At 51.9% G+C, this 19352-nt stretch carries 16 protein-coding genes and 1 pseudogene; 12 read left to right on the forward strand and 5 right to left on the reverse strand.

Annotated features, from left to right (window positions below):
* The 12 genes and pseudogenes from FCL49_RS24080 to FCL49_RS24135 all read left to right on the forward strand — a co-directional run.
* A pseudogene (locus FCL49_RS24080) lies at positions 1-133 on the forward strand (EF-Tu/IF-2/RF-3 family GTPase); the annotation flags it as partial.
* A 257-nt stretch (positions 134-390) separates the two neighbouring features.
* On the forward strand, positions 391-774 hold the full coding sequence (gene secE, locus FCL49_RS24085; protein ID WP_012004740.1) for a preprotein translocase subunit SecE: 384 nt from the start codon (positions 391-393) through the stop codon (positions 772-774).
* 1 nt (position 775) lies between these two features.
* The gene (gene nusG / locus FCL49_RS24090; RefSeq protein WP_012004741.1) at positions 776-1321 is read left to right on the forward strand and encodes a transcription termination/antitermination protein NusG; all 546 of its coding nucleotides are present in this window, start codon (positions 776-778) and stop codon (positions 1319-1321) included.
* A 158-nt stretch (positions 1322-1479) separates the two neighbouring features.
* Positions 1480-1908 carry a 50S ribosomal protein L11 gene (gene rplK, locus FCL49_RS24095; RefSeq protein WP_135314759.1) on the forward strand — a complete coding sequence of 143 codons (429 nt, stop codon included), beginning with the start codon at positions 1480-1482 and terminating at the stop codon, positions 1906-1908.
* 3 nt (positions 1909-1911) lie between these two features.
* On the forward strand, positions 1912-2616 hold the full coding sequence (gene rplA, locus FCL49_RS24100; protein ID WP_012004742.1) for a 50S ribosomal protein L1: 705 nt from the start codon (positions 1912-1914) through the stop codon (positions 2614-2616).
* Between the two features lie 343 nt (positions 2617-2959).
* Positions 2960-3457: a 50S ribosomal protein L10 gene (rplJ, locus tag FCL49_RS24105; protein ID WP_006323136.1), complete on the forward strand. Its 498-nt coding sequence runs from the start codon at positions 2960-2962 to the stop codon at positions 3455-3457.
* Positions 3458-3519: 62 nt separating this feature from the next.
* Positions 3520-3885 carry a 50S ribosomal protein L7/L12 gene (rplL, locus tag FCL49_RS24110; protein ID WP_012004743.1) on the forward strand — a complete coding sequence of 122 codons (366 nt, stop codon included), beginning with the start codon at positions 3520-3522 and terminating at the stop codon, positions 3883-3885.
* A 333-nt stretch (positions 3886-4218) separates the two neighbouring features.
* Positions 4219-8247, forward strand: coding sequence for a DNA-directed RNA polymerase subunit beta (gene rpoB / locus FCL49_RS24115; protein WP_135314760.1), 4029 nt, complete (start codon positions 4219-4221; stop codon positions 8245-8247).
* A gap of 118 nt (positions 8248-8365) precedes the next feature.
* The gene (rpoC, locus tag FCL49_RS24120) at positions 8366-12592 is read left to right on the forward strand and encodes a DNA-directed RNA polymerase subunit beta' (protein ID WP_174355435.1); all 4227 of its coding nucleotides are present in this window, start codon (positions 8366-8368) and stop codon (positions 12590-12592) included.
* Positions 12593-12764: 172 nt separating this feature from the next.
* Entirely contained in the window at positions 12765-13211 is a 447-nt protein-coding gene (locus FCL49_RS24125) for a GNAT family N-acetyltransferase (RefSeq protein ID WP_174355436.1), read from the forward strand.
* Positions 13211-13675, forward strand: coding sequence for an oxidoreductase (locus FCL49_RS24130; RefSeq protein ID WP_174355437.1), 465 nt, complete (start codon positions 13211-13213; stop codon positions 13673-13675). The genes FCL49_RS24125 and FCL49_RS24130 overlap by 1 nt, the downstream gene beginning before the upstream one ends.
* A 1-nt stretch (position 13676) precedes the next feature.
* A complete protein-coding gene (locus tag FCL49_RS24135) occupies positions 13677-14951 on the forward strand; it encodes a sensor histidine kinase (RefSeq protein ID WP_174355438.1) in 1275 nt (424 codons plus the stop codon).
* Here FCL49_RS24135 and FCL49_RS24140 read toward each other — a convergent pair.
* The 5 genes from FCL49_RS24140 to FCL49_RS24160 all read right to left on the reverse strand — a co-directional run bounded on the left by FCL49_RS24140 (position 14937) and on the right by FCL49_RS24160 (position 19348).
* Positions 14937-15752 carry a helix-turn-helix domain-containing protein gene (locus tag FCL49_RS24140; RefSeq protein ID WP_174355439.1) on the reverse strand — a complete coding sequence of 272 codons (816 nt, stop codon included), beginning with the start codon at positions 15750-15752 and terminating at the stop codon, positions 14937-14939. The two genes, FCL49_RS24135 and FCL49_RS24140, sit on opposite strands and share 15 nt — an antisense overlap.
* Positions 15753-16487: 735 nt before the next feature.
* Entirely contained in the window at positions 16488-17621 is a 1134-nt protein-coding gene (gene thiH / locus FCL49_RS24145; protein WP_174355446.1) for a 2-iminoacetate synthase ThiH, read from the reverse strand.
* Positions 17621-18400, reverse strand: a complete 780-nt coding sequence (locus FCL49_RS24150) for a thiazole synthase (protein WP_174355440.1) — start codon at positions 18398-18400, stop codon at positions 17621-17623. The genes thiH and FCL49_RS24150 overlap by 1 nt, the downstream gene beginning before the upstream one ends.
* A gap of 1 nt (position 18401) precedes the next feature.
* Positions 18402-18602 (reverse strand): sulfur carrier protein ThiS, encoded by a 201-nt coding sequence (gene thiS, locus FCL49_RS24155; protein ID WP_135314764.1) that lies wholly within the window; start codon positions 18600-18602, stop codon positions 18402-18404.
* Positions 18599-19348 (reverse strand): HesA/MoeB/ThiF family protein, encoded by a 750-nt coding sequence (locus tag FCL49_RS24160; RefSeq protein ID WP_174355441.1) that lies wholly within the window; start codon positions 19346-19348, stop codon positions 18599-18601. The genes thiS and FCL49_RS24160 overlap by 4 nt, the downstream gene beginning before the upstream one ends.
* Positions 19349-19352 lie beyond the last annotated feature (4 nt).

Genomic DNA, 19352 nt, shown 5'->3' on the forward strand with positions numbered 1-19352 from the left:
CATGCCTGGTGACAACGTGAACATGAAAGTCACCTTGATCCACCCAATCGCGATGGACGACGGTCTGCGTTTCGCAATCCGTGAAGGCGGCCGTACTGTAGGCGCTGGTGTTGTTGCCAAAGTTATCGCTTAATCGCTGATAACGTTTGACGCGACACGCGGTAAAAGGGCATCATTTGATGCCCTTTTTCTACGCTGTGAACTAGAACCTATCTCATCAGCGATTTTGCAGTCATAATCATTGGTGAGATGGGCTCTTAAAGCGTATTGACTGAAATACGTCATAGCGTAAAACACCGAAATGCTGCCAAGCAGCATGTGATCGGTTTGGTTTGTCTTGCAGTGCGAGGCAAAGTTGTCTGTTCTGAATTCATTGTGACAGGTTGGTTTATGAGTGCGAATACCGAGGCTCAAGGGAGCGGGCGCGGCCTGGAAACGGCTAAATGGCTGATCGTCGCTGTTCTGTTGGTTGTAGCGATTGTCGGTAACTATTTCTACCGTGATTTCAGCCTGCCATTACGCGCGCTGGCCGTTGTAGTGGTTATCGCTGTTGCAGGCGCCGTGGCGCTGATGACGACCAAAGGCAAAGCCACCGTTGCGTTTGCACGTGAAGCGCGTACCGAAGTGCGCAAAGTGATCTGGCCAACTCGTCAGGAAACGCTACATACCACGTTGATCGTTGCCGCGGTAACTGCCGTGATGTCACTGATTCTGTGGGGGCTGGATGGTATTCTGGTCCGTCTGGTATCGTTTATTACTGGCCTGAGGTTCTAAAATGTCTGAAGCTCCAAAAAAACGTTGGTACGTCGTTCAGGCGTTTTCCGGTTTTGAAGGTCGCGTAGCCCAATCGCTGCGTGAATACATCAAACTGCATGATATGGAAGAACTGTTCGGCGAAGTCATGGTTCCTACGGAAGAAGTTGTTGAAATCCGTGGTGGCCAGCGTCGCAAAAGCGAACGTAAATTCTTCCCGGGCTACGTACTGGTTCAGATGGTGATGAACGATGCCAGCTGGCACTTGGTACGCAGCGTTCCACGCGTAATGGGTTTCATCGGCGGGACTTCTGACCGTCCGGCTCCGATCAGCGACAAAGAAGTCGATGCGATTATGAACCGCCTGCAGCAGGTTGGTGATAAGCCGCGTCCGAAAACGCTGTTCGAACCGGGTGAATTGGTCCGCGTTAGCGATGGTCCGTTCGCTGACTTCAACGGTGTTGTTGAAGAAGTGGATTACGAGAAGAGTCGCCTGAAAGTTTCCGTTTCCATCTTTGGCCGTGCAACGCCGGTGGAACTGGACTTCGCTCAGGTCGAGAAAGGCTGATCAATTAATCAGCAATAAGTGGCTTTTGCCACTTGTCAGAGGCGCGAAATTGAACTATAATTTCGCGCCTTTTGTTTTTATAGGCCTTGCTCTTTAGAGTGAGGTGATACACGGGGAGCCTTTTACGAGGCGTTATTACCCAAACCGAGGAATTGTAAATGGCCAAGAAAGTACAAGCCTACGTTAAGCTGCAAGTTGCAGCCGGTATGGCGAACCCAAGTCCGCCAGTTGGTCCAGCTCTGGGTCAGCAAGGTGTTAACATCATGGAATTCTGTAAGGCGTTCAATGCTAAGACTGACAGCGTTGAGAAAGGTCTGCCGATTCCGGTTGTTATTACTGTTTATTCTGACCGTTCTTTCACTTTCGTTACCAAAACCCCGCCAGCAGCAGTTCTGCTGAAAAAAGCGGCTGGTATCAAGTCTGGTTCAGGCAAGCCGAACAAAGACAAAGTAGGTAAAGTGACAAGTGCTCAGGTACGTGAAATCGCAGAAACCAAAGCTGCGGACATGACTGGTTCCACCGTTGAAGCGATGACTCGCTCCATCGAAGGTACCGCTCGTTCCATGGGCCTGGTAGTGGAGGATTAAGAAATGGCTAAGCTGACCAAGCGCATGCGCGTGATCCGTGACAAAGTTGATGCTACTAAACAGTATGACATCACCGAAGCTGTTGCTCTGCTGAAAGAGCTGGCCACCGCTAAATTCGTAGAAAGCGTTGACGTTGCTGTTAACCTCGGCATCGACGCTCGTAAATCTGACCAAAACGTTCGTGGCGCTACCGTTCTGCCAAACGGCACCGGTCGTTCTGTTCGCGTTGCCGTATTTGCCCAGGGCCCTAACGCTGAAGCAGCTAAAGCTGCTGGCGCAGAGCTGGTAGGTATGGAAGATCTGGCAGACCAGATCAAGAAAGGCGAAATGAACTTCGACGTTGTTATTGCTTCCCCGGATGCAATGCGCGTTGTTGGTCAACTGGGCCAGATCCTGGGTCCACGTGGCCTGATGCCAAACCCGAAAGTGGGTACCGTTACTCCGAACGTTGCTGAAGCAGTGAAAAACGCTAAAGCAGGTCAGGTTCGTTATCGTAACGACAAAAACGGCATCATCCATACCACTATCGGTAAGGTTGATTTCGAGTCAGACAAGCTGAAAGAAAACCTGGAAGCTCTGCTGGTTGCGCTGAAAAAAGCAAAACCATCTCAGGCTAAAGGCGTGTACATCAAGAAAGTTAGCCTCTCCACCACCATGGGTGCTGGCGTTGCTATCGATCAAAGCGGCCTGACTGCTGTAGCGAACTAATCGCCCTGCGATTATCGCTTTGACTTGGGGCGAAGATTTGTCTAGAATCTTATGCCCCAAGGTTTTGCTATTGGCCATAGCCACAGCGGAACAAAGATTTTTCGGTTGGAGCCTGGCCTATCCAGGCCTCCGTCCAAGACCGCAGGTGTACCGAAAGGTACTTAATCTTTCCTGCGTAGACGGTGACAGAGCCTAAAGAAATTTTTTCTTTTTTATAAAAGAATAGTCTTTGCTGGATTCTGCTCACCGTGTTTGAACGCTCTCACTGAGTGATTTATCACAAGGTGTTGAGTGATGTGAGTGCCGGGGATTTCCCCCGGCTAAATCCAGGAGCAAAAAGCTAATGGCATTAAATCTTCAAGACAAACAAGCGATTGTTGCTGAAGTCAACGAAGTAGCCAAAGGCGCGCTGTCTGCGGTTGTTGCGGATTCCCGTGGCGTTACCGTTGATAAAATGACTGAACTGCGTAAAGCAGGTCGTGAAGCTGGCGTTTACATGCGTGTTGTTCGTAACACCCTGATGCGTCGCGTAGTTGAAGGCACTCCATTCGAATGCCTGAAAGACACGTTCGTCGGTCCTACCTTGATTGCATTTTCTCATGAACACCCGGGCGCTGCTGCTCGTCTGTTCAAAGATTTCGCGAAAGCGAATGCAAAGTTCGAGATTAAAGCTGCGGCCTTTGAAGGTGAGCTGATCCCTGCGGCACAAATTGACCGCTTGGCAACTCTGCCTACTTACGATGAAGCAATCGCACGCCTGATGGCAACCATGAAAGAAGCCGCTGCCGGCAAATTGGTTCGCACTCTGGCTGCACTGCGCGATCAGAAAGAAGCGGCATAAGCCCTTTTTCTTATCCGTTGCTTACGTATTTAAACTATTTCTGAATTTTAGGAACATTTGTTATGTCTATCACTAAAGACCAAATTATCGAAGGCGTTGCAGCTCTGTCTGTAATGGAAATCGTTGAACTGATCGCCGCTATGGAAGAGAAGTTCGGTGTTTCTGCTGCTGCTGTAGCTGCAGGTCCTGCTGCTGCTGCTGAAGCTGTTGAAGAAAAAACTGAATTCGACGTTGTACTGAAAGGTATCGGCGCGAACAAAGTTGCAGTAATCAAAGCAGTACGTGGCGCAACTGGCCTGGGTCTGAAAGAAGCTAAAGACCTGGTTGAGTCTGCACCAGCAGCACTGAAAGAAGGCATCAGCAAAGACGACGCTGAAGCACTGAAAAAAGCTCTGGAAGAAGCTGGCGCTGAAGTTGAAGTTAAATAAGCCACTGCTTTCTGAGTGCAGTCTGTTTTAACTAACAGACTGATGGCTGGTGACTTTTTGGTCACCAGCCTTTTTGCGCTGTAGGGCGTCAGTAGAGTTTCACACTGTTTGGCTACTGGCTAACCCCAATATTTCTTTCTATCGACGACTTAATATATTGCCTTCCCTGCCGCAGCAAAATCTGCCGCACAACGCAACGAAATGATTTAAGCGTGATAGAAACGAGTATTGCGGAGAGTGTTCCCGCTTTCCGGTCGACAAAATGGTGTTGCGTGAACCGTCCTATATCCGGACGGACAATAGGTTCGACTTTCCAGCGAGCTGAGGAACCCTATGGTTTACTCCTATACCGAGAAAAAACGTATTCGTAAGGATTTTGGTAAGCGTCCACAAGTTTTGGACATACCATATCTCCTTTCTATCCAGCTTGATTCGTTCCAGAAGTTTATCGAGCAAGATCCAGAAGGGCAGCACGGCCTAGAAGCCGCGTTCCGTTCTGTGTTCCCTATCCAGAGCTACAGTGGCAATTCGGAGCTGCAATACGTTAGCTACCGTCTTGGTGAGCCGGTCTTCGACGTCAAAGAGTGCCAGATCCGTGGTGTGACGTTCTCTGCACCGCTGCGCGTAAAACTGCGCCTGGTCATCTATGAGCGTGAAGCTCCGGAAGGTACGGTCAAGGACATCAAGGAACAAGAAGTCTATATGGGCGAAATTCCGCTCATGACCGAAAACGGCACCTTTGTGATCAACGGTACTGAGAGGGTTATCGTATCTCAGCTTCACCGTAGTCCTGGCGTATTCTTTGACAGCGATAAGGGTAAAACCCACTCTTCGGGTAAAGTGCTGTATAACGCACGTATCATCCCTTACCGCGGTTCATGGTTGGATTTCGAGTTTGACCCGAAAGACAACCTGTTTGTGCGTATTGACCGTCGCCGTAAATTGCCAGCGACCATCATTCTGCGTGCATTGAACTACACCACTGAGCAGATCCTTGACCTGTTCTTTGCGAAAGTAGTTTACGAGATCCGTGATAACAAGCTGCAGATGGAGCTGGTTCCAGAACGTCTGCGTGGTGAGACTGCTTCGTTTGATATCGAAGCCAACGGCAAGATCTACATTGAGAAAGGCCGTCGCATCACCGCTCGTCATATCCGTCAGCTCGAAAAAGACGAAATTCAGAGTATTGAAGTACCGGTTGAGTACATCGCGGGCAAAGTGGTCGCGAAGGACTATATCGATACCAATACCGGTGAGCTGATCTGCGCAGCCAACATGGAGCTGTCGCTGGATCTGCTGGCCAAACTGAGCCAGTCAGGCCACAAGCGTATCGAAACGCTGTTCACCAACGATCTGGACCACGGTGCGTACATCTCTGAGACTGTACGTGTCGATCCAACCAGCGATCGTTTGAGCGCACTGGTAGAAATCTACCGCATGATGCGCCCTGGTGAGCCGCCAACGCGCGAAGCTGCTGAAAACCTGTTTGAGAACCTGTTCTTCTCTGAGGACCGCTACGATCTGTCTGCGGTTGGTCGTATGAAGTTCAACCGTTCTCTGCTGCGTGACGAGATCGAAGGTTCGGGCATCCTGAGCAAAGACGACATCATTGAAGTGATGAAGAAGCTCATCGGTATCCGTAACGGTAAAGGCGAAGTGGACGATATCGACCACTTGGGCAACCGTCGTATCCGTTCCGTCGGCGAAATGGCTGAGAACCAGTTCCGTGTAGGTCTGGTGCGTGTTGAGCGTGCGGTTAAAGAACGTCTGTCCCTGGGCGATCTGGATACCCTGATGCCACAGGACATGATCAACGCCAAGCCGATTTCGGCGGCGGTGAAAGAGTTCTTCGGCTCTAGCCAGCTTTCTCAGTTTATGGACCAGAACAACCCGTTGTCCGAGATTACGCACAAACGTCGTATCTCTGCATTGGGCCCAGGCGGTCTGACCCGTGAACGTGCCGGCTTTGAAGTTCGAGACGTACACCCGACTCACTACGGTCGCGTGTGCCCAATCGAAACGCCGGAAGGTCCAAACATCGGTCTGATCAACTCCTTGTCCGTGTACGCACAGACAAACGAGTATGGCTTCCTGGAAACTCCGTACCGCCGCGTGCGTGACGGTCTGGTTACCGATGAAATCAACTATCTGTCTGCTATTGAAGAAGGCAACTTCGTTATCGCTCAGGCGAACTCCAACCTGGATGATGACGGCCGCTTCGTAGAAGACCTGGTCACCTGTCGTAGCAAAGGCGAATCAAGCCTGTTCAGCCGCGACCAGGTTGACTATATGGACGTATCAACCCAGCAGGTTGTATCCGTTGGTGCTTCACTGATTCCATTCCTGGAACACGATGACGCCAACCGTGCATTGATGGGTGCGAACATGCAACGTCAAGCGGTTCCAACCTTGCGTGCTGACAAGCCGCTGGTAGGTACCGGTATGGAACGTGCTGTAGCTGTTGACTCCGGTGTTACTGCCGTAGCTCGACGTGGCGGTGTGATCCAGTACGTGGATGCTTCCCGTATCGTTATTAAAGTTAACGAAGACGAGATGCTCGCGGGCGAAGCAGGTATCGATATTTATAACCTGACCAAGTACACCCGTTCTAACCAGAACACCTGTATCAACCAGATGCCGTGTGTGAATCTGGGTGAGCCAATCGAGCGCGGCGACGTGCTGGCAGATGGCCCGTCTACAGACCTGGGTGAACTGGCGTTGGGCCAGAACATGCGCGTGGCATTCATGCCATGGAACGGCTACAACTTCGAAGACTCCATCTTGGTGTCCGAGCGTGTCGTTCAGGAAGATCGCTTCACTACCATCCACATCCAGGAACTGGCATGTGTGTCTCGCGACACCAAGCTGGGGCCTGAAGAGATCACTGCCGACATCCCTAACGTGGGTGAAGCAGCGCTCTCCAAACTGGATGAGTCAGGTATCGTGTATATCGGTGCTGAAGTGACCGGTGGTGACATTCTGGTTGGTAAGGTAACACCAAAAGGTGAAACCCAGCTGACGCCAGAAGAGAAGCTGCTGCGTGCGATCTTCGGTGAGAAGGCGTCTGACGTTAAAGATTCCTCTCTGCGCGTACCAAACGGCGTTTCCGGTACGATTATCGACGTGCAGGTCTTTACCCGCGATGGCGTGGAAAAAGACAAGCGTGCGTTGGAAATCGAAGAGATGCAGCTGAAGCAGGCGAAAAAAGACCTGACTGAAGAACTGCAGATCCTGGAAGCTGGTCTGTTCGCACGTATCCATGCGGTGCTGGTTGCCGGCGGTGTTGAAGCTGAAAAGCTGAGCAAGCTGCCACGCGATCGCTGGCTGGAACTGGGCCTGACCGACGAAGAAAAGCAAAACCAGCTGGAACAGTTGGCAGAGCAGTACGACGAACTGAAATCCGACTTCGAGAAGAAGCTGGACGCCAAGCGTCGTAAGATCACCCAGGGCGATGATCTGGCACCAGGCGTGCTGAAAATCGTTAAGGTTTATCTGGCTGTTAAGCGTCAGATCCAACCGGGTGACAAGATGGCAGGCCGCCACGGTAACAAGGGTGTTATCTCCAAGATCAACCCGATCGAAGATATGCCTTACGATGAAAACGGCACGCCGGTTGACATCGTACTGAACCCGTTGGGCGTACCATCACGTATGAACATCGGTCAGATCCTGGAAACCCACTTGGGTATGGCTGCGAAAGGCATTGGTGAGAAGATCAACCAAATGCTCAAGCAGCACCGGGAAGTGGCCAAGCTGCGTGAGTTCATTCAGAAGGCTTACGATCTGGGCGACGATGTCTGCCAGAAAGTTGACCTGAACACCTTCACCGACGACGAAGTACTGCGTCTGGCAGAGAACCTGAAAAAAGGTATGCCAATCGCAACGCCGGTGTTTGATGGTGCGAAAGAGAGTGAAATCAAGCAACTGCTGGAAATGGGCGGGATCCCAACCTCGGGTCAGATTACGCTGTTCGATGGCCGTACCGGTGAGCAATTTGAGCGCCAGGTTACCGTTGGCTATATGTACATGCTGAAACTGAACCACTTGGTTGACGATAAAATGCACGCCCGTTCAACCGGTTCTTACAGCTTGGTTACTCAGCAACCGCTGGGTGGTAAGGCGCAGTTCGGTGGTCAACGCTTCGGTGAGATGGAAGTGTGGGCACTGGAAGCATACGGCGCAGCTTATACCCTGCAGGAAATGCTTACCGTTAAGTCGGATGACGTTAACGGCCGTACCAAGATGTACAAAAACATCGTGGATGGCGATCACCGCATGGAACCAGGCATGCCGGAGTCCTTCAACGTACTGTTGAAAGAAATCCGCTCGCTCGGTATCAACATCGAACTGGAAGGCGAGTAATCGTTTTTCCGGCTCAGGCTCCCGGCCTTAGGGAGCCTGAGGGTGGTTGTTCAGGTCACACGGGCGCGCGATTTGTCAGCGTGCGCCCAACAGGTTTAACTCCGACAGGAGCCAATCCGTGAAAGACTTATTAAAGTTTCTGAAAGCGCAAACCAAGACCGAAGAGTTTGACGCGATCAAGATTGCTCTGGCATCGCCAGACATGATCCGTTCGTGGTCGTTCGGCGAAGTCAAGAAGCCGGAAACCATTAACTACCGTACGTTCAAACCAGAACGTGACGGCCTTTTCTGCGCCCGTATCTTTGGGCCGGTAAAAGACTATGAGTGCCTGTGCGGTAAGTACAAGCGCTTAAAACACCGCGGCGTGATTTGTGAGAAGTGCGGCGTTGAAGTGACCCAGACCAAAGTACGCCGTGAGCGTATGGGGCACATCGAGCTGGCTTCACCCACTGCGCACATCTGGTTCCTGAAATCGCTGCCATCCCGCATCGGTTTGCTGCTGGATATGCCGCTGCGTGACATCGAACGTGTACTGTACTTCGAATCCTATGTGGTAATCGAAGGCGGTATGACCAACCTCGAGCGTCGTCAGATCCTGACTGAAGAGCAGTATCTGGATGCGCTGGAAGAGTTCGGTGATGAATTCGACGCCAAGATGGGTGCGGAAGCTATTCAGGCCCTGTTGAAAAACATGGATCTGGAGCAAGAGTGTGAAACTCTGCGCGAAGAGCTGAACGAAACCAACTCCGAAACCAAGCGTAAGAAGCTGACCAAGCGTATCAAGCTGCTGGAAGCGTTCGTACAGTCTGGCAACAAGCCAGAGTGGATGATCCTGACCGTGCTGCCGGTACTGCCGCCGGATCTGCGTCCGCTGGTGCCGTTGGATGGGGGTCGTTTCGCGACTTCAGATCTGAACGATCTGTATCGCCGCGTGATCAACCGTAACAATCGTCTGAAACGCCTGCTGGATCTGGCTGCGCCTGACATCATCGTGCGCAACGAAAAGCGTATGCTGCAAGAAGCGGTAGATGCCCTGCTGGATAACGGCCGTCGCGGCCGTGCGATCACCGGTTCCAACAAGCGTCCTCTGAAATCTTTGGCCGATATGATCAAAGGTAAGCAGGGTCGTTTCCGTCAGAACCTGTTGGGTAAACGTGTTGACTACTCTGGTCGTTCTGTAATCACCGTAGGTCCATACCTGCGTCTGCATCAGTGCGGTCTGCCGAAGAAAATGGCACTGGAGCTGTTCAAACCGTTCATCTACGGCAAGTTGGAGCTGCGTGGCCTGGCCACCACCATCAAAGCCGCCAAGAAAATGGTTGAGCGCGAAGAAGCTGTCGTTTGGGATATCCTGGACGAAGTTATCCGCGAACACCCGGTACTGTTGAACCGTGCACCAACCCTGCACCGTTTGGGTATCCAGGCATTTGAACCGGTTCTGATCGAAGGTAAGGCTATCCAGCTGCACCCATTGGTTTGTGCGGCATACAACGCCGACTTCGATGGTGACCAGATGGCAGTACACGTTCCACTGACGCTTGAAGCCCAGTTGGAAGCGCGTGCGCTGATGATGTCTACCAACAACATCCTGTCACCAGCGAACGGCGAGCCAATCATCGTTCCTTCTCAGGACGTTGTATTGGGTCTGTACTACATGACCCGTGACTGTGTTAACGCCAAAGGCGAAGGCATGGTGTTGAGTGGCCCGAAAGAAGCGGAGCGTATTTACCGCGCCGGCCTGGCTTCTCTGCATGCGCGTGTCAAAGTGCGTATCACCGAAGAGATCAAAAACACCGAAGGCGAGTCTGTACACCAGACTTCGATCATCGACACTACCGTTGGTCGCGCCATCCTGTGGATGATCGTACCGCGCGGTCTGCCGTATTCGATCGTTAACCAGCCTTTGGGCAAGAAAGCTATCTCCAAGATGCTGAACACCTGTTACCGCATCCTGGGCCTGAAGCCGACCGTTATCTTTGCTGACCAGATCATGTACACCGGTTTTGCTTACGCTGCCCGTTCAGGCGCGTCAGTCGGTATCGATGACATGGTAATCCCTGCCAAGAAAGCAGAGATCATCGAAGAAGCAGAAACCGAAGTTGCCGAAATCCAGGAGCAGTTCCAGTCTGGTTTGGTTACCGCCGGCGAACGCTACAACAAAGTGATCGATATCTGGGCCGCAGCGAACGAACGTGTTGCCAAGGCAATGATGGAAAACTTGTCTGTTGAAGACGTCGTCAACCGTGACGGTGTTGTTGAACAGCAGGTTTCCTTCAACAGTATCTTTATGATGGCCGACTCCGGTGCGCGTGGTTCTGCAGCACAGATTCGTCAGCTGGCCGGTATGCGTGGCCTGATGGCCAAGCCGGATGGTTCCATCATTGAAACGCCAATCACTGCGAACTTCCGTGAAGGTCTGAACGTACTCCAGTACTTCATCTCCACGCACGGTGCTCGTAAAGGTCTGGCGGATACCGCACTGAAAACGGCTAACTCCGGTTATCTGACCCGTCGTCTGGTTGACGTGGCACAGGATCTGGTGGTTACCGAAGACGACTGTGGTACTCACAACGGCATCATGATGACTCCGGTTATCGAAGGTGGTGACGTTAAAGAGCCACTGCGCGAACGTGTTCTGGGTCGTGTGACAGCAGAAGATATCATCAAGCCGGGTACGGCTGATATCCTGGTGCCACGTAACACCCTGCTGCACGAGAAGACTTGTGACCTGTTGGAAGAGAACTCTGTCGACAGCGTTAAAGTCCGTTCCGTGGTTAGCTGTGAAACCGACTTTGGTGTGTGTGCAAACTGCTATGGTCGCGACCTGGCACGTGGTCACATCATCAACAAAGGCGAAGCTATCGGCGTAATCGCGGCACAGTCAATCGGTGAGCCGGGTACACAGCTGACGATGCGTACGTTCCACATCGGTGGTGCGGCATCTCGTGCGGCTGCTGAATCCAGCATCCAGGTGAAAAACAAGGGTACTCTGAAGCTGAGCAATGTGAAGTTCGTAATGAACGCCGCAGGCAAGCTGGTGATTACCTCTCGTAACACCGAACTGAAGCTGATCGACGAATTCGGCCGTACTAAAGAACGCTACAAAGTGCCTTACGGTTCCGTGATGGGCAAAGGCGACGGTATGGAAGTTAACGGCGGCGAAACCGTTGCTAACTGGGATCCGCACACCATGCCAGTTATCACCGAAGTGAGTGGTTTCATCCGCTTCGCTGATATGGTTGACGGCCAGACCATTACCCGCCAGACCGACGAACTGACCGGTTTGTCTTCTCTGGTAGTACTGGACAGCGCAGAGCGTACCGGTAGCGGTAAAGACCTGCGTCCGGCACTGAAAATCGTTGATGCCAAAGGCGACGACGTATTGATCCCAGGTACTGATATGCCTGCTCAATACTTCCTGCCAGGTAAAGCGATTGTACAGCTGGAAGACGGCATTCAGATCGGTGCGGGTGATACCCTGGCGCGTATTCCTCAGGAATCCGGCGGTACCAAGGATATTACCGGTGGTCTGCCACGCGTTGCGGATCTGTTCGAAGCACGTCGTCCGAAAGAGCCGGCAATCCTGGCTGAAATCAGCGGGATTATCTCGTTCGGTAAAGAGACCAAAGGCAAACGTCGCCTGGTAATCTCTCCACTGGACGGCAGCGATGCATACGAAGAGATGATTCCAAAATGGCGTCAGCTCAACGTGTTCGAAGGTGAAGTTGTGGAACGTGGTGACGTTGTTTCTGACGGCCCAGAATCTCCACACGACATTCTGCGTCTGCGTGGTGTGCATGCGGTTACTCGCTACATCACCAACGAAGTGCAGGAAGTTTACCGTCTGCAAGGCGTTAAGATTAACGATAAACACATTGAAGTTATCGTTCGTCAGATGCTGCGTAAAGGCACCATCGTTAGCGCTGGTGGCACCGAGTTCCTGGAAGGCGAGCAGGCTGAAGTGTCTCGCGTTAAGATTGCCAACCGTCAGCTTGCTGCTGAAGGTAAGATCGAGGCAACCTTCTCACGCGATCTGCTGGGTATCACCAAGGCTTCCTTGGCGACCGAGTCCTTCATCTCCGCAGCCTCGTTCCAGGAAACGACGCGCGTTCTGACCGAAGCGGCTGTTGCCGGTAAGCGTGATGAACTGCGTGGCCTGAAAGAGAACGTCATCGTGGGCCGTCTGATCCCAGCCGGTACCGGTTACGCTTATCATCAGGACCGCATGCGCCGTAAAGCACAGGGTGAGACGCCAGTTGTTCCGCAGGTGAGCGCGGAAGAAGCAACGGCTAACCTGGCTGAACTGCTCAATGCAGGCAACCTGGGTGGCGGCAACAACGATTAATCGTTGAATGCGCCTTGGGGTCTGGCATTGCCGGGCCCTGACCAGATAAACCGCTCCTTCGGGGGCGGTTTTTTTTGCCTGCTCCCTCAGAGGCATTCTTTGCTACTATAAAGAAACCCGAGATAATGGCTAAAATCGCCTGTGTGCTATGTCAACCAAGGATTGTACAGATATGGACAGCCTGATCACCTTCGAAAAACTTGCCGCAAAACACTTGCCTTACCTGTACGAAATCAGATTTTCTGTCGAAGAAAATCCACTTCATCCTCACCAGATCCAATACCTTCAGAGAACCCAGGCGCTGGATGATATCAATCAGGGAGGGGGCTGGATTTGCAAATATGGTGAAGATTACGCCGGCGTCGGTTTCGGCCTCTTTATTCCAGAACCCTTGATCGGTGGGCTGTTTGTTAAACCTGAGTATCAGTCGAAAGGTATAGGCTCCGCCTTACTGAACGCTGTAACGGCATGGTTGTTTGAGAATGGAGCTGAAGAAATCCATCTCACTACCGATCCGGGTTCCAGGGCTGAGGTGTTTTATCAGCAGCGTGGTTGGGTTGCCATTGGCAAGGATGAATTTGGTCAGGCGGAACTGGTTAAGCGTAAAGGTGATAAGTAATGAAAATCAGAGGACTGATAGCATTATTTCTGATTTCCCTGTTTAGTGCGCCGCTCTATGCGGGCGTTGATTATTTTTATCTTAAAAAGAACGATGGCGAGAAGGTCAAAATTACGCGGCAAGCGTTAGACGCGATGCCATCCTCTTCGATTAAAACCTCTACCAACTTTACCCCTGAGGCCGTTTTTACCGGCGTTGAATTTAGCGTGCTGGCAAAGGAATATGGCCTGACGGGAAGCAAGGTTCGCGCTTTTGCCTGGGATGATTATTCATATTCAATGCCCGTTGCTGAGCTGGCTAAATACAAAGTTATTATTGCCTATAAGAAAAATGGCGAGCTCATGGACGTTACGCAGTTAGGGCCGTTTGCGATTATCTATCCTCGCGATAGTCACCCAGAATTGAACAACATTGATGTGAATGCAAAAACCGTTTGGCAAATAAAAATGCTAGAGGTTAAGTGAAATGAGCAAGAAATTTATCGGGACTCTCGTCACCCTCATTGCCGCGCTGTTGTTCTTGATTTTACTGATTGCCGTAAACTTCGGCAGTGTGAAAGAGCGATACAAGCAGATTGAGCCTAATCTCGATAACTATTCTGTCGCTGAAATTCTCTTTTTATCTTTTGAAAGGACGAAAACCGCATTGCTTCTGGGCAATGAGGATAACTACGATGCTTTTCTACTCAAAAAGAAAATATTTGCATCAAAGATTGCTATTCTTGAAAACCGCTCCACGTTCAGTGACTCTTTTTATTATGATAAAGAGTTTATCAAGACCCTTGCGGTTTTGAAGCATCAGTATGCCGAGCTGGATCTGCTTAGCACTGGGCTGGTGGATGGCTCGAAGACCAAAGCCGATTTACTCTCCTTTATGGAAGAGATGGAAATTACTCTGGTTGATATTCAAGAGGTAATTTACAAAATACAGATAAGGAATTTCACCGAGGTTAAAGACATCATCAAAGATAACTCGGGCAAAGCCGAGCTATTTGCCATGTTTTCACTGGTGCTGATTTTTTTGATGATGTTCCTCATATTGAAGAATGCGTTTTCACTGAAGGAGATAATTAAAAATAAGAATATCTTTATTTCCTCCATCTACCATGAGATTGCCGGTTCAACGCAGGCTATCGTGATTGCGGCAGACATCATGGAGCATGAGCTGGTTCAGGATGAGTTGAAAAAAGAAGCCCGGCTCATCTCGCACCATGGCAATAAAATTGCAGAGCAAACGCGTGAGGTAATGGATTACTCAAGACTTGAAATGGGGGAGGTTAAGATAAATGATTCCCTGTTTTCAATCAATGAGGTGGTCGACGATGCTGTTGCTGCGGTGAGTGGGGAAAGCCGCAATCAATTTATTGTCCGGCACTCGTCTTATGCAGGGAGGGTCTATTCCGATAAGTACAAGCTATATCGAATACTTGTCAACCTGTTGAGCAATGCCGATAAATATACGCATTGCGGTCAGGTTACTGTGAATGTGAAGGTTTATAATAGTCGTCTTTATCTTTTGGTGAAGGATAACGGTATCGGCTTTAACGTGAAAAATATTGACAGATTATACAAGGCATTTAATCAAGGGCTCGAAAGAGAGACGCGTCAGGGGCTGGGTTTGGGACTGACCATTATAAAGAACTATGTGACCAGAATGAAAGGCACCATCAGAGTGAAATCAGGCGATGGGAAAGGTGCGTCGTTTTTGATTTACCTGCCAATAAAATCAGTTGAAAAATAAATGGGAAAGCAGCAGCGAAGAGATAATCAGCGGCTTGGTCGGCTTCTCAACCAAATGCACGTCGTAGTTTAATATCATATCGCCTATGTTTTTCTCATAGTGGTTTAACTGGCCGGTCAGGATGATGACTTGTGCAGGGGTATCCACTCGTTCTTTTATCTTTTCTACGACCTTTTCGGACGTTTCACCGAAGTCTAACAACCAATCAAGAATAAAGGCCTCGTAGGTGCGCTGCTCCAGGCTGTCGATGATCGCTGCAGCCATTGAGAAAGTGTCTGTTTCAATCCCGTAGCGGGTGGTGATTTTCTTTAGCAACTCCAGAATGTCTTGGTCGTTGTCGAGTATGGCTATCCTTGGTGCCGGCAGAAAGTCTATTTTTTTGACCTTATACAGCTCCGCAGCTGCGCTTTTATCCCTGCCAGTGTTAATAATAAAAAGATCGTCTTTTCTGAATGCGTAGGTTTCCGCATCCTCAATGTTATCTACCGGCTTGTCATCCACTTCAATATTGCACCGTTTATGTATGCTGTTCATGATAAACACACAGTTATGGGCTCTGCGCCCTTCAAACGATTCGTTGAAGTATTGAAATACCTTTTTTGCCTCGTTGAGAGTGATGCCTCTTTTACCGTCCAGCTTCTGCTTGGCGCTGTTGTATTGGAGGTTCAGTATGCTCGCGAGGGTGGATGCGTGCTTTCTGTCACCCACCCCTTTTTGGTTCAACAAGGCGCTAATTGCCTCTGCATAATTTGGCGTTTTTTTCATGATCATCTCGATTTTTCTGATGCTGACCACGAGCATTGGATGCCCCGAGGTTGCCTGTTGGCTCGATTATAGATGAAGTCAGGATGGCTGCGCCTATATCCGTTTGATTTTCTTAATCAAACTCAAATAACACTCATTATTTCCTGAAGATAACACTCAAAAGACATTCACATTTTATCGTCGATATGATTAATTAGCACCTATATGTGTGATTCGTGTCCCAGGGGGGGTTGCCTGTCTCACAAAATAAGCTGCCTGCATTTGTCTTCAAGCCGGGTGCAGGCAGCAAAAAGATCCACGGCCAACACCAGGGGCCATTACAGCATCAGGGACACATTTCATCATTACCGCGTGGTTGGCTCACTGTATTTTGCCTGCTGATATTGCCGAACACTGGCGACCACATCCGGGGTTTCCAGCGCGATGAGAGTAAAATCCAGATCAATCGCAGGACAGGTTCATCGTTATTATCCCGCATAGTTGTCAGACCAGTTTGGTGGTCAGTCTTTAACTGTGGTCAAACCAGCTGGTTTTGTCAAAAGACCGGTGGGGGGAGTCATGTTAGAGGTCCCGGAGTCACGCGGGAGGGTAATCCGACGCGATCCGGGAAAGGGTAAGGCGAAGCCGCCGGGAAGGTGACGGCTCCGGCTGGCACCGGGTTTGGCAGCCAGCATCGCCACTATAGCGGGGCTGATTTGCCCTGCCAGCGATGTCGACAGCTTCTGCGCAACGCTTCCCTCGTTTTTTCAACGGCGTTGCAAGGCTTGCAGATTACTGCGGGCTGCGCCCCAGGTATCCATCCCAGTCTTTCCACACCGGCTGTAAACCGGCGTCACTGATGGCTTGTGCCACCTGCTGCGGGGTACGGCCATCGTGGGGTTCAAACTGTTCCAGCTCCGGTGGCACATCGTCGGCATATCCGCCAGGCTGGGTTTTGGATCCGGCACTGACGCTGTTGATTGCCACCGGGATCATATGATCGCGGAAGAACGGTGACTCACGCGTCGACAAAGACAGCTCTACGTCGGGGGCGAACAGCCGGAAGGCACAGATTAGCTGCACCAATTGCGGTTCACTCATGATCGACGCCGGTTCAATACCGCCGGCACAGGGCCGCAGGCGCGGGAACGAGATCGAGTAGCGGCTCTGCCAGTAAGTCTGCTGTAGGTAGAACAGGTGTTCAGCCAGCATATAGCAGTCGGTACGCCAACTGTTGGAAAGCCCGATTAGGGCCCCCAGACCGATCTTGTCGATCCCGGCACGGCCCAGGCGATCCGGAGTGGCCAGCCGCCAGTGAAAGTCCTGTTTCTGGCCACGCAGATGATGTTGCAGGTAGGTTGAGGGATGATAGGTTTCCTGATACACCAGCACGCCATCCAAGCCCAGCGCTTTCAACTCGGCGTACTCTTGCTGCTCCAGCGGTTGTACCTCCATCATCAGCGAGCTGAAATGGCGGCGGATCGCGGGAATATGCTGGCGGAAATAGTCCATGCCGACCTTGGTCTGGTGTTCACCGGTGACCAACAGTAAATGCTCAAAACCCAGCGCCTTAATCGCCAGACACTCGCGTTCGATCTCGGCACCATCCAGGGTTTTACGCTTGATGCGATTGCTCATCGAAAAGCCGCAGTAGGTGCAGTCGTTGGCGCACAGGTTGGACAGGTACAGCGGCACGTAGAAGCTGACCACGTTGCCAAAACGTTGACGCGTCATCTGCTGTGCACGCTGTGCCAGGGGCTCCAGGTAGGATGCGGCGGCGGGGGAGATCAGCGCCATAAAGTCTTCGCGCGTCAGTTTTTCCGCATTAAGCGCCTGCTCGACATCACGCGCCGTTTTGCTGTTAATACGCAGCGAGATATCGTCCCAATCCAACTGTTGCCAGCGGCTACTGAAATCTTCAGCCATCACAGAGTCTCTCCTGTCTGGCTAAGAAAAGCGGTCAACGGGCTGGAGGCTGCCGCATTACGCTGGCTGCTGCCCAATCCCGCCTGACGTGCCAGCTCGCCGGCCTCCAGTGCCAAGCGAAAAGCCCGTGCCATCTGCACCGGGTCGCGTGCTACCGCGATGGCGGTATTCACCAACACGGCATCGGCACCCATCTCCATGGCTTCCAGCGCATGGCTTGGCGCACCGATCCCTGCGTCGACCACCACCGGCACCTTGGCCTGCTCGATAATGATCTCCAGGAAATCACGGGTGCGCAGGCCACGGTTGGAACCAATCGGCGCGCCCAGCGGCATGACCGCGGCACAGCCCGCTTCCTCCAGACGTTTACACAACACCGGATCGGCGCCGCAATAAGGCAGCACCACAAAACCTTCTTTCACCAGCGTTTCCGCCGCCTTCAGGGTTTCGATCGGGTCCGGCAGCAGGTATTTCACATCGGGATGGATTTCCAGTTTCACCCAGTGGGTGCCAAGCGCTTCACGCGCCAGTCGGGCGGCGAACACCGCTTCTGCGGCGGTCTTGGCACCAGAAGTATTCGGCAACAGGCGCACGCCCAGTTGTTGCAGCGGTGCCAAAATAGCGTCATTACCGCCGCGCAGGTCAACACGCTTCATTGCCATGGTGACCAGCTGCGAACCGGAGGCCTGTAATGCCTCCAGCATCAGCGCTGGGGTGGCGAATTTACCGGTACCGGTAAACAGGCGTGAAGTAAAAGTGATATCGGCGATTTGTAGCATCTCAGCCTCCGGCGATCGCTTGAAACAGCAGGATGTCATCGCCGTCTTGCACCAGGTGGTTAGCCCAGTCGGTACGCGGGATGATGGTTTGGTTGATAGCCAGCGCGGTGCCCGGCTGGTGGCGTTCCAGTTGCTGCAGCAGGGCACTGATGCTGATGGGCTGCGCCAGTTCCAGCGGCTGGTCATTAAGCCGAATTTTCATGCTGTCCCTCCGCACGCCGGGCAGGAGCTGGCCTGACTGAGTTGCAACGTGCTCCAGCTTTGTTGTTTGCCGTCGAACAGCCGAAGTTTGCCGCTGATGGCGGAAGGCAGGCCCGCCAGCATTTTTATCGCTTCCAGCGCTTGCAACGTACCAATGACGCCGACCACAGGGCCGAGTACGCCAGCGGTACGGCAGTTGCGCTGGGGTTCAGTTTGCTCCGGATACAGACAGGCGTAGCAGCCGTGGGCATAGGGAGGTTCTATCACCAGCAACTGACCACTGAAACCCACCGCACTGCCGCTGATCAGCGGTTTCCCAGCCTGAATGCAGGCGGCGTTCACCGCATGGCGGGTTTCCATGTTATCGCTACAGTCCAAAATTAAATCGGCGCGTTGCACGGCGCGCTGTAACACTTCCCCCTGCAGACGCTGTTCCAGCGCGATGGATTCGACCATCGGGTTCAGCGCCTGTAGCTGGTGCTTTGCCAGAGCGGCTTTGCTTTGGGAAACGTCGCTGCTGCGATAGAGGATCTGACGCTGCAAATTGGTGACGTGCAGACTATCGTCATCGGCCAGCAGCAGGGTGCCTACGCCCGCGGCGGCCAGATAAAGCGAGGCGGGGGAACCTAAGCCCCCCAACCCGACGATCAGTGCCGTTGACTGTTTTAGCTTCTCCTGGCCTTCGGGGCCAATGTCTTCCAGCAGCAACTGGCGGCTGTAGCGCAGGAATTCTTGATCGTTCAGCATGGCA

Origin of the sequence: Serratia proteamaculans, from assembly GCF_013337185.1 — a bacterium.
In the GTDB taxonomy this organism is placed as follows: Bacteria; Pseudomonadota; Gammaproteobacteria; order Enterobacterales; family Enterobacteriaceae; genus Serratia; species Serratia proteamaculans_D.

What these genes read in the sequence shown, in the direction of transcription:
- secE (WP_012004740.1), top strand. Translation starts at nt 391, where the DNA reads ATGAGTGCGAATACCGAGGCTCAAGGGAGCGGGCGCGGCCTGGAAACG.
- nusG (WP_012004741.1), top strand. Translation starts at nt 776, where the DNA reads ATGTCTGAAGCTCCAAAAAAACGTTGGTACGTCGTTCAGGCGTTTTCC.
- rplK (WP_135314759.1), top strand. Translation starts at nt 1,480, where the DNA reads ATGGCCAAGAAAGTACAAGCCTACGTTAAGCTGCAAGTTGCAGCCGGT.
- rplA (WP_012004742.1), top strand. Translation starts at nt 1,912, where the DNA reads ATGGCTAAGCTGACCAAGCGCATGCGCGTGATCCGTGACAAAGTTGAT.
- rplJ (WP_006323136.1), top strand. Translation starts at nt 2,960, where the DNA reads ATGGCATTAAATCTTCAAGACAAACAAGCGATTGTTGCTGAAGTCAAC.
- rplL (WP_012004743.1), top strand. Translation starts at nt 3,520, where the DNA reads ATGTCTATCACTAAAGACCAAATTATCGAAGGCGTTGCAGCTCTGTCT.
- rpoB (WP_135314760.1), top strand. Translation starts at nt 4,219, where the DNA reads ATGGTTTACTCCTATACCGAGAAAAAACGTATTCGTAAGGATTTTGGT.
- FCL49_RS24125 (WP_174355436.1), top strand. Translation starts at nt 12,765, where the DNA reads ATGGACAGCCTGATCACCTTCGAAAAACTTGCCGCAAAACACTTGCCT.
- FCL49_RS24130 (WP_174355437.1), top strand. Translation starts at nt 13,211, where the DNA reads ATGAAAATCAGAGGACTGATAGCATTATTTCTGATTTCCCTGTTTAGT.
- FCL49_RS24135 (WP_174355438.1), top strand. Translation starts at nt 13,677, where the DNA reads ATGAGCAAGAAATTTATCGGGACTCTCGTCACCCTCATTGCCGCGCTG.
- FCL49_RS24140 (WP_174355439.1), bottom strand. Translation starts at nt 15,752, where the DNA reads ATGCTCGTGGTCAGCATCAGAAAAATCGAGATGATCATGAAAAAAACG.
- thiH (WP_174355446.1), bottom strand. Translation starts at nt 17,621, where the DNA reads ATGGCTGAAGATTTCAGTAGCCGCTGGCAACAGTTGGATTGGGACGAT.
- FCL49_RS24150 (WP_174355440.1), bottom strand. Translation starts at nt 18,400, where the DNA reads ATGCTACAAATCGCCGATATCACTTTTACTTCACGCCTGTTTACCGGT.
- thiS (WP_135314764.1), bottom strand. Translation starts at nt 18,602, where the DNA reads ATGAAAATTCGGCTTAATGACCAGCCGCTGGAACTGGCGCAGCCCATC.
- FCL49_RS24160 (WP_174355441.1), bottom strand. Translation starts at nt 19,348, where the DNA reads ATGCTGAACGATCAAGAATTCCTGCGCTACAGCCGCCAGTTGCTGCTG.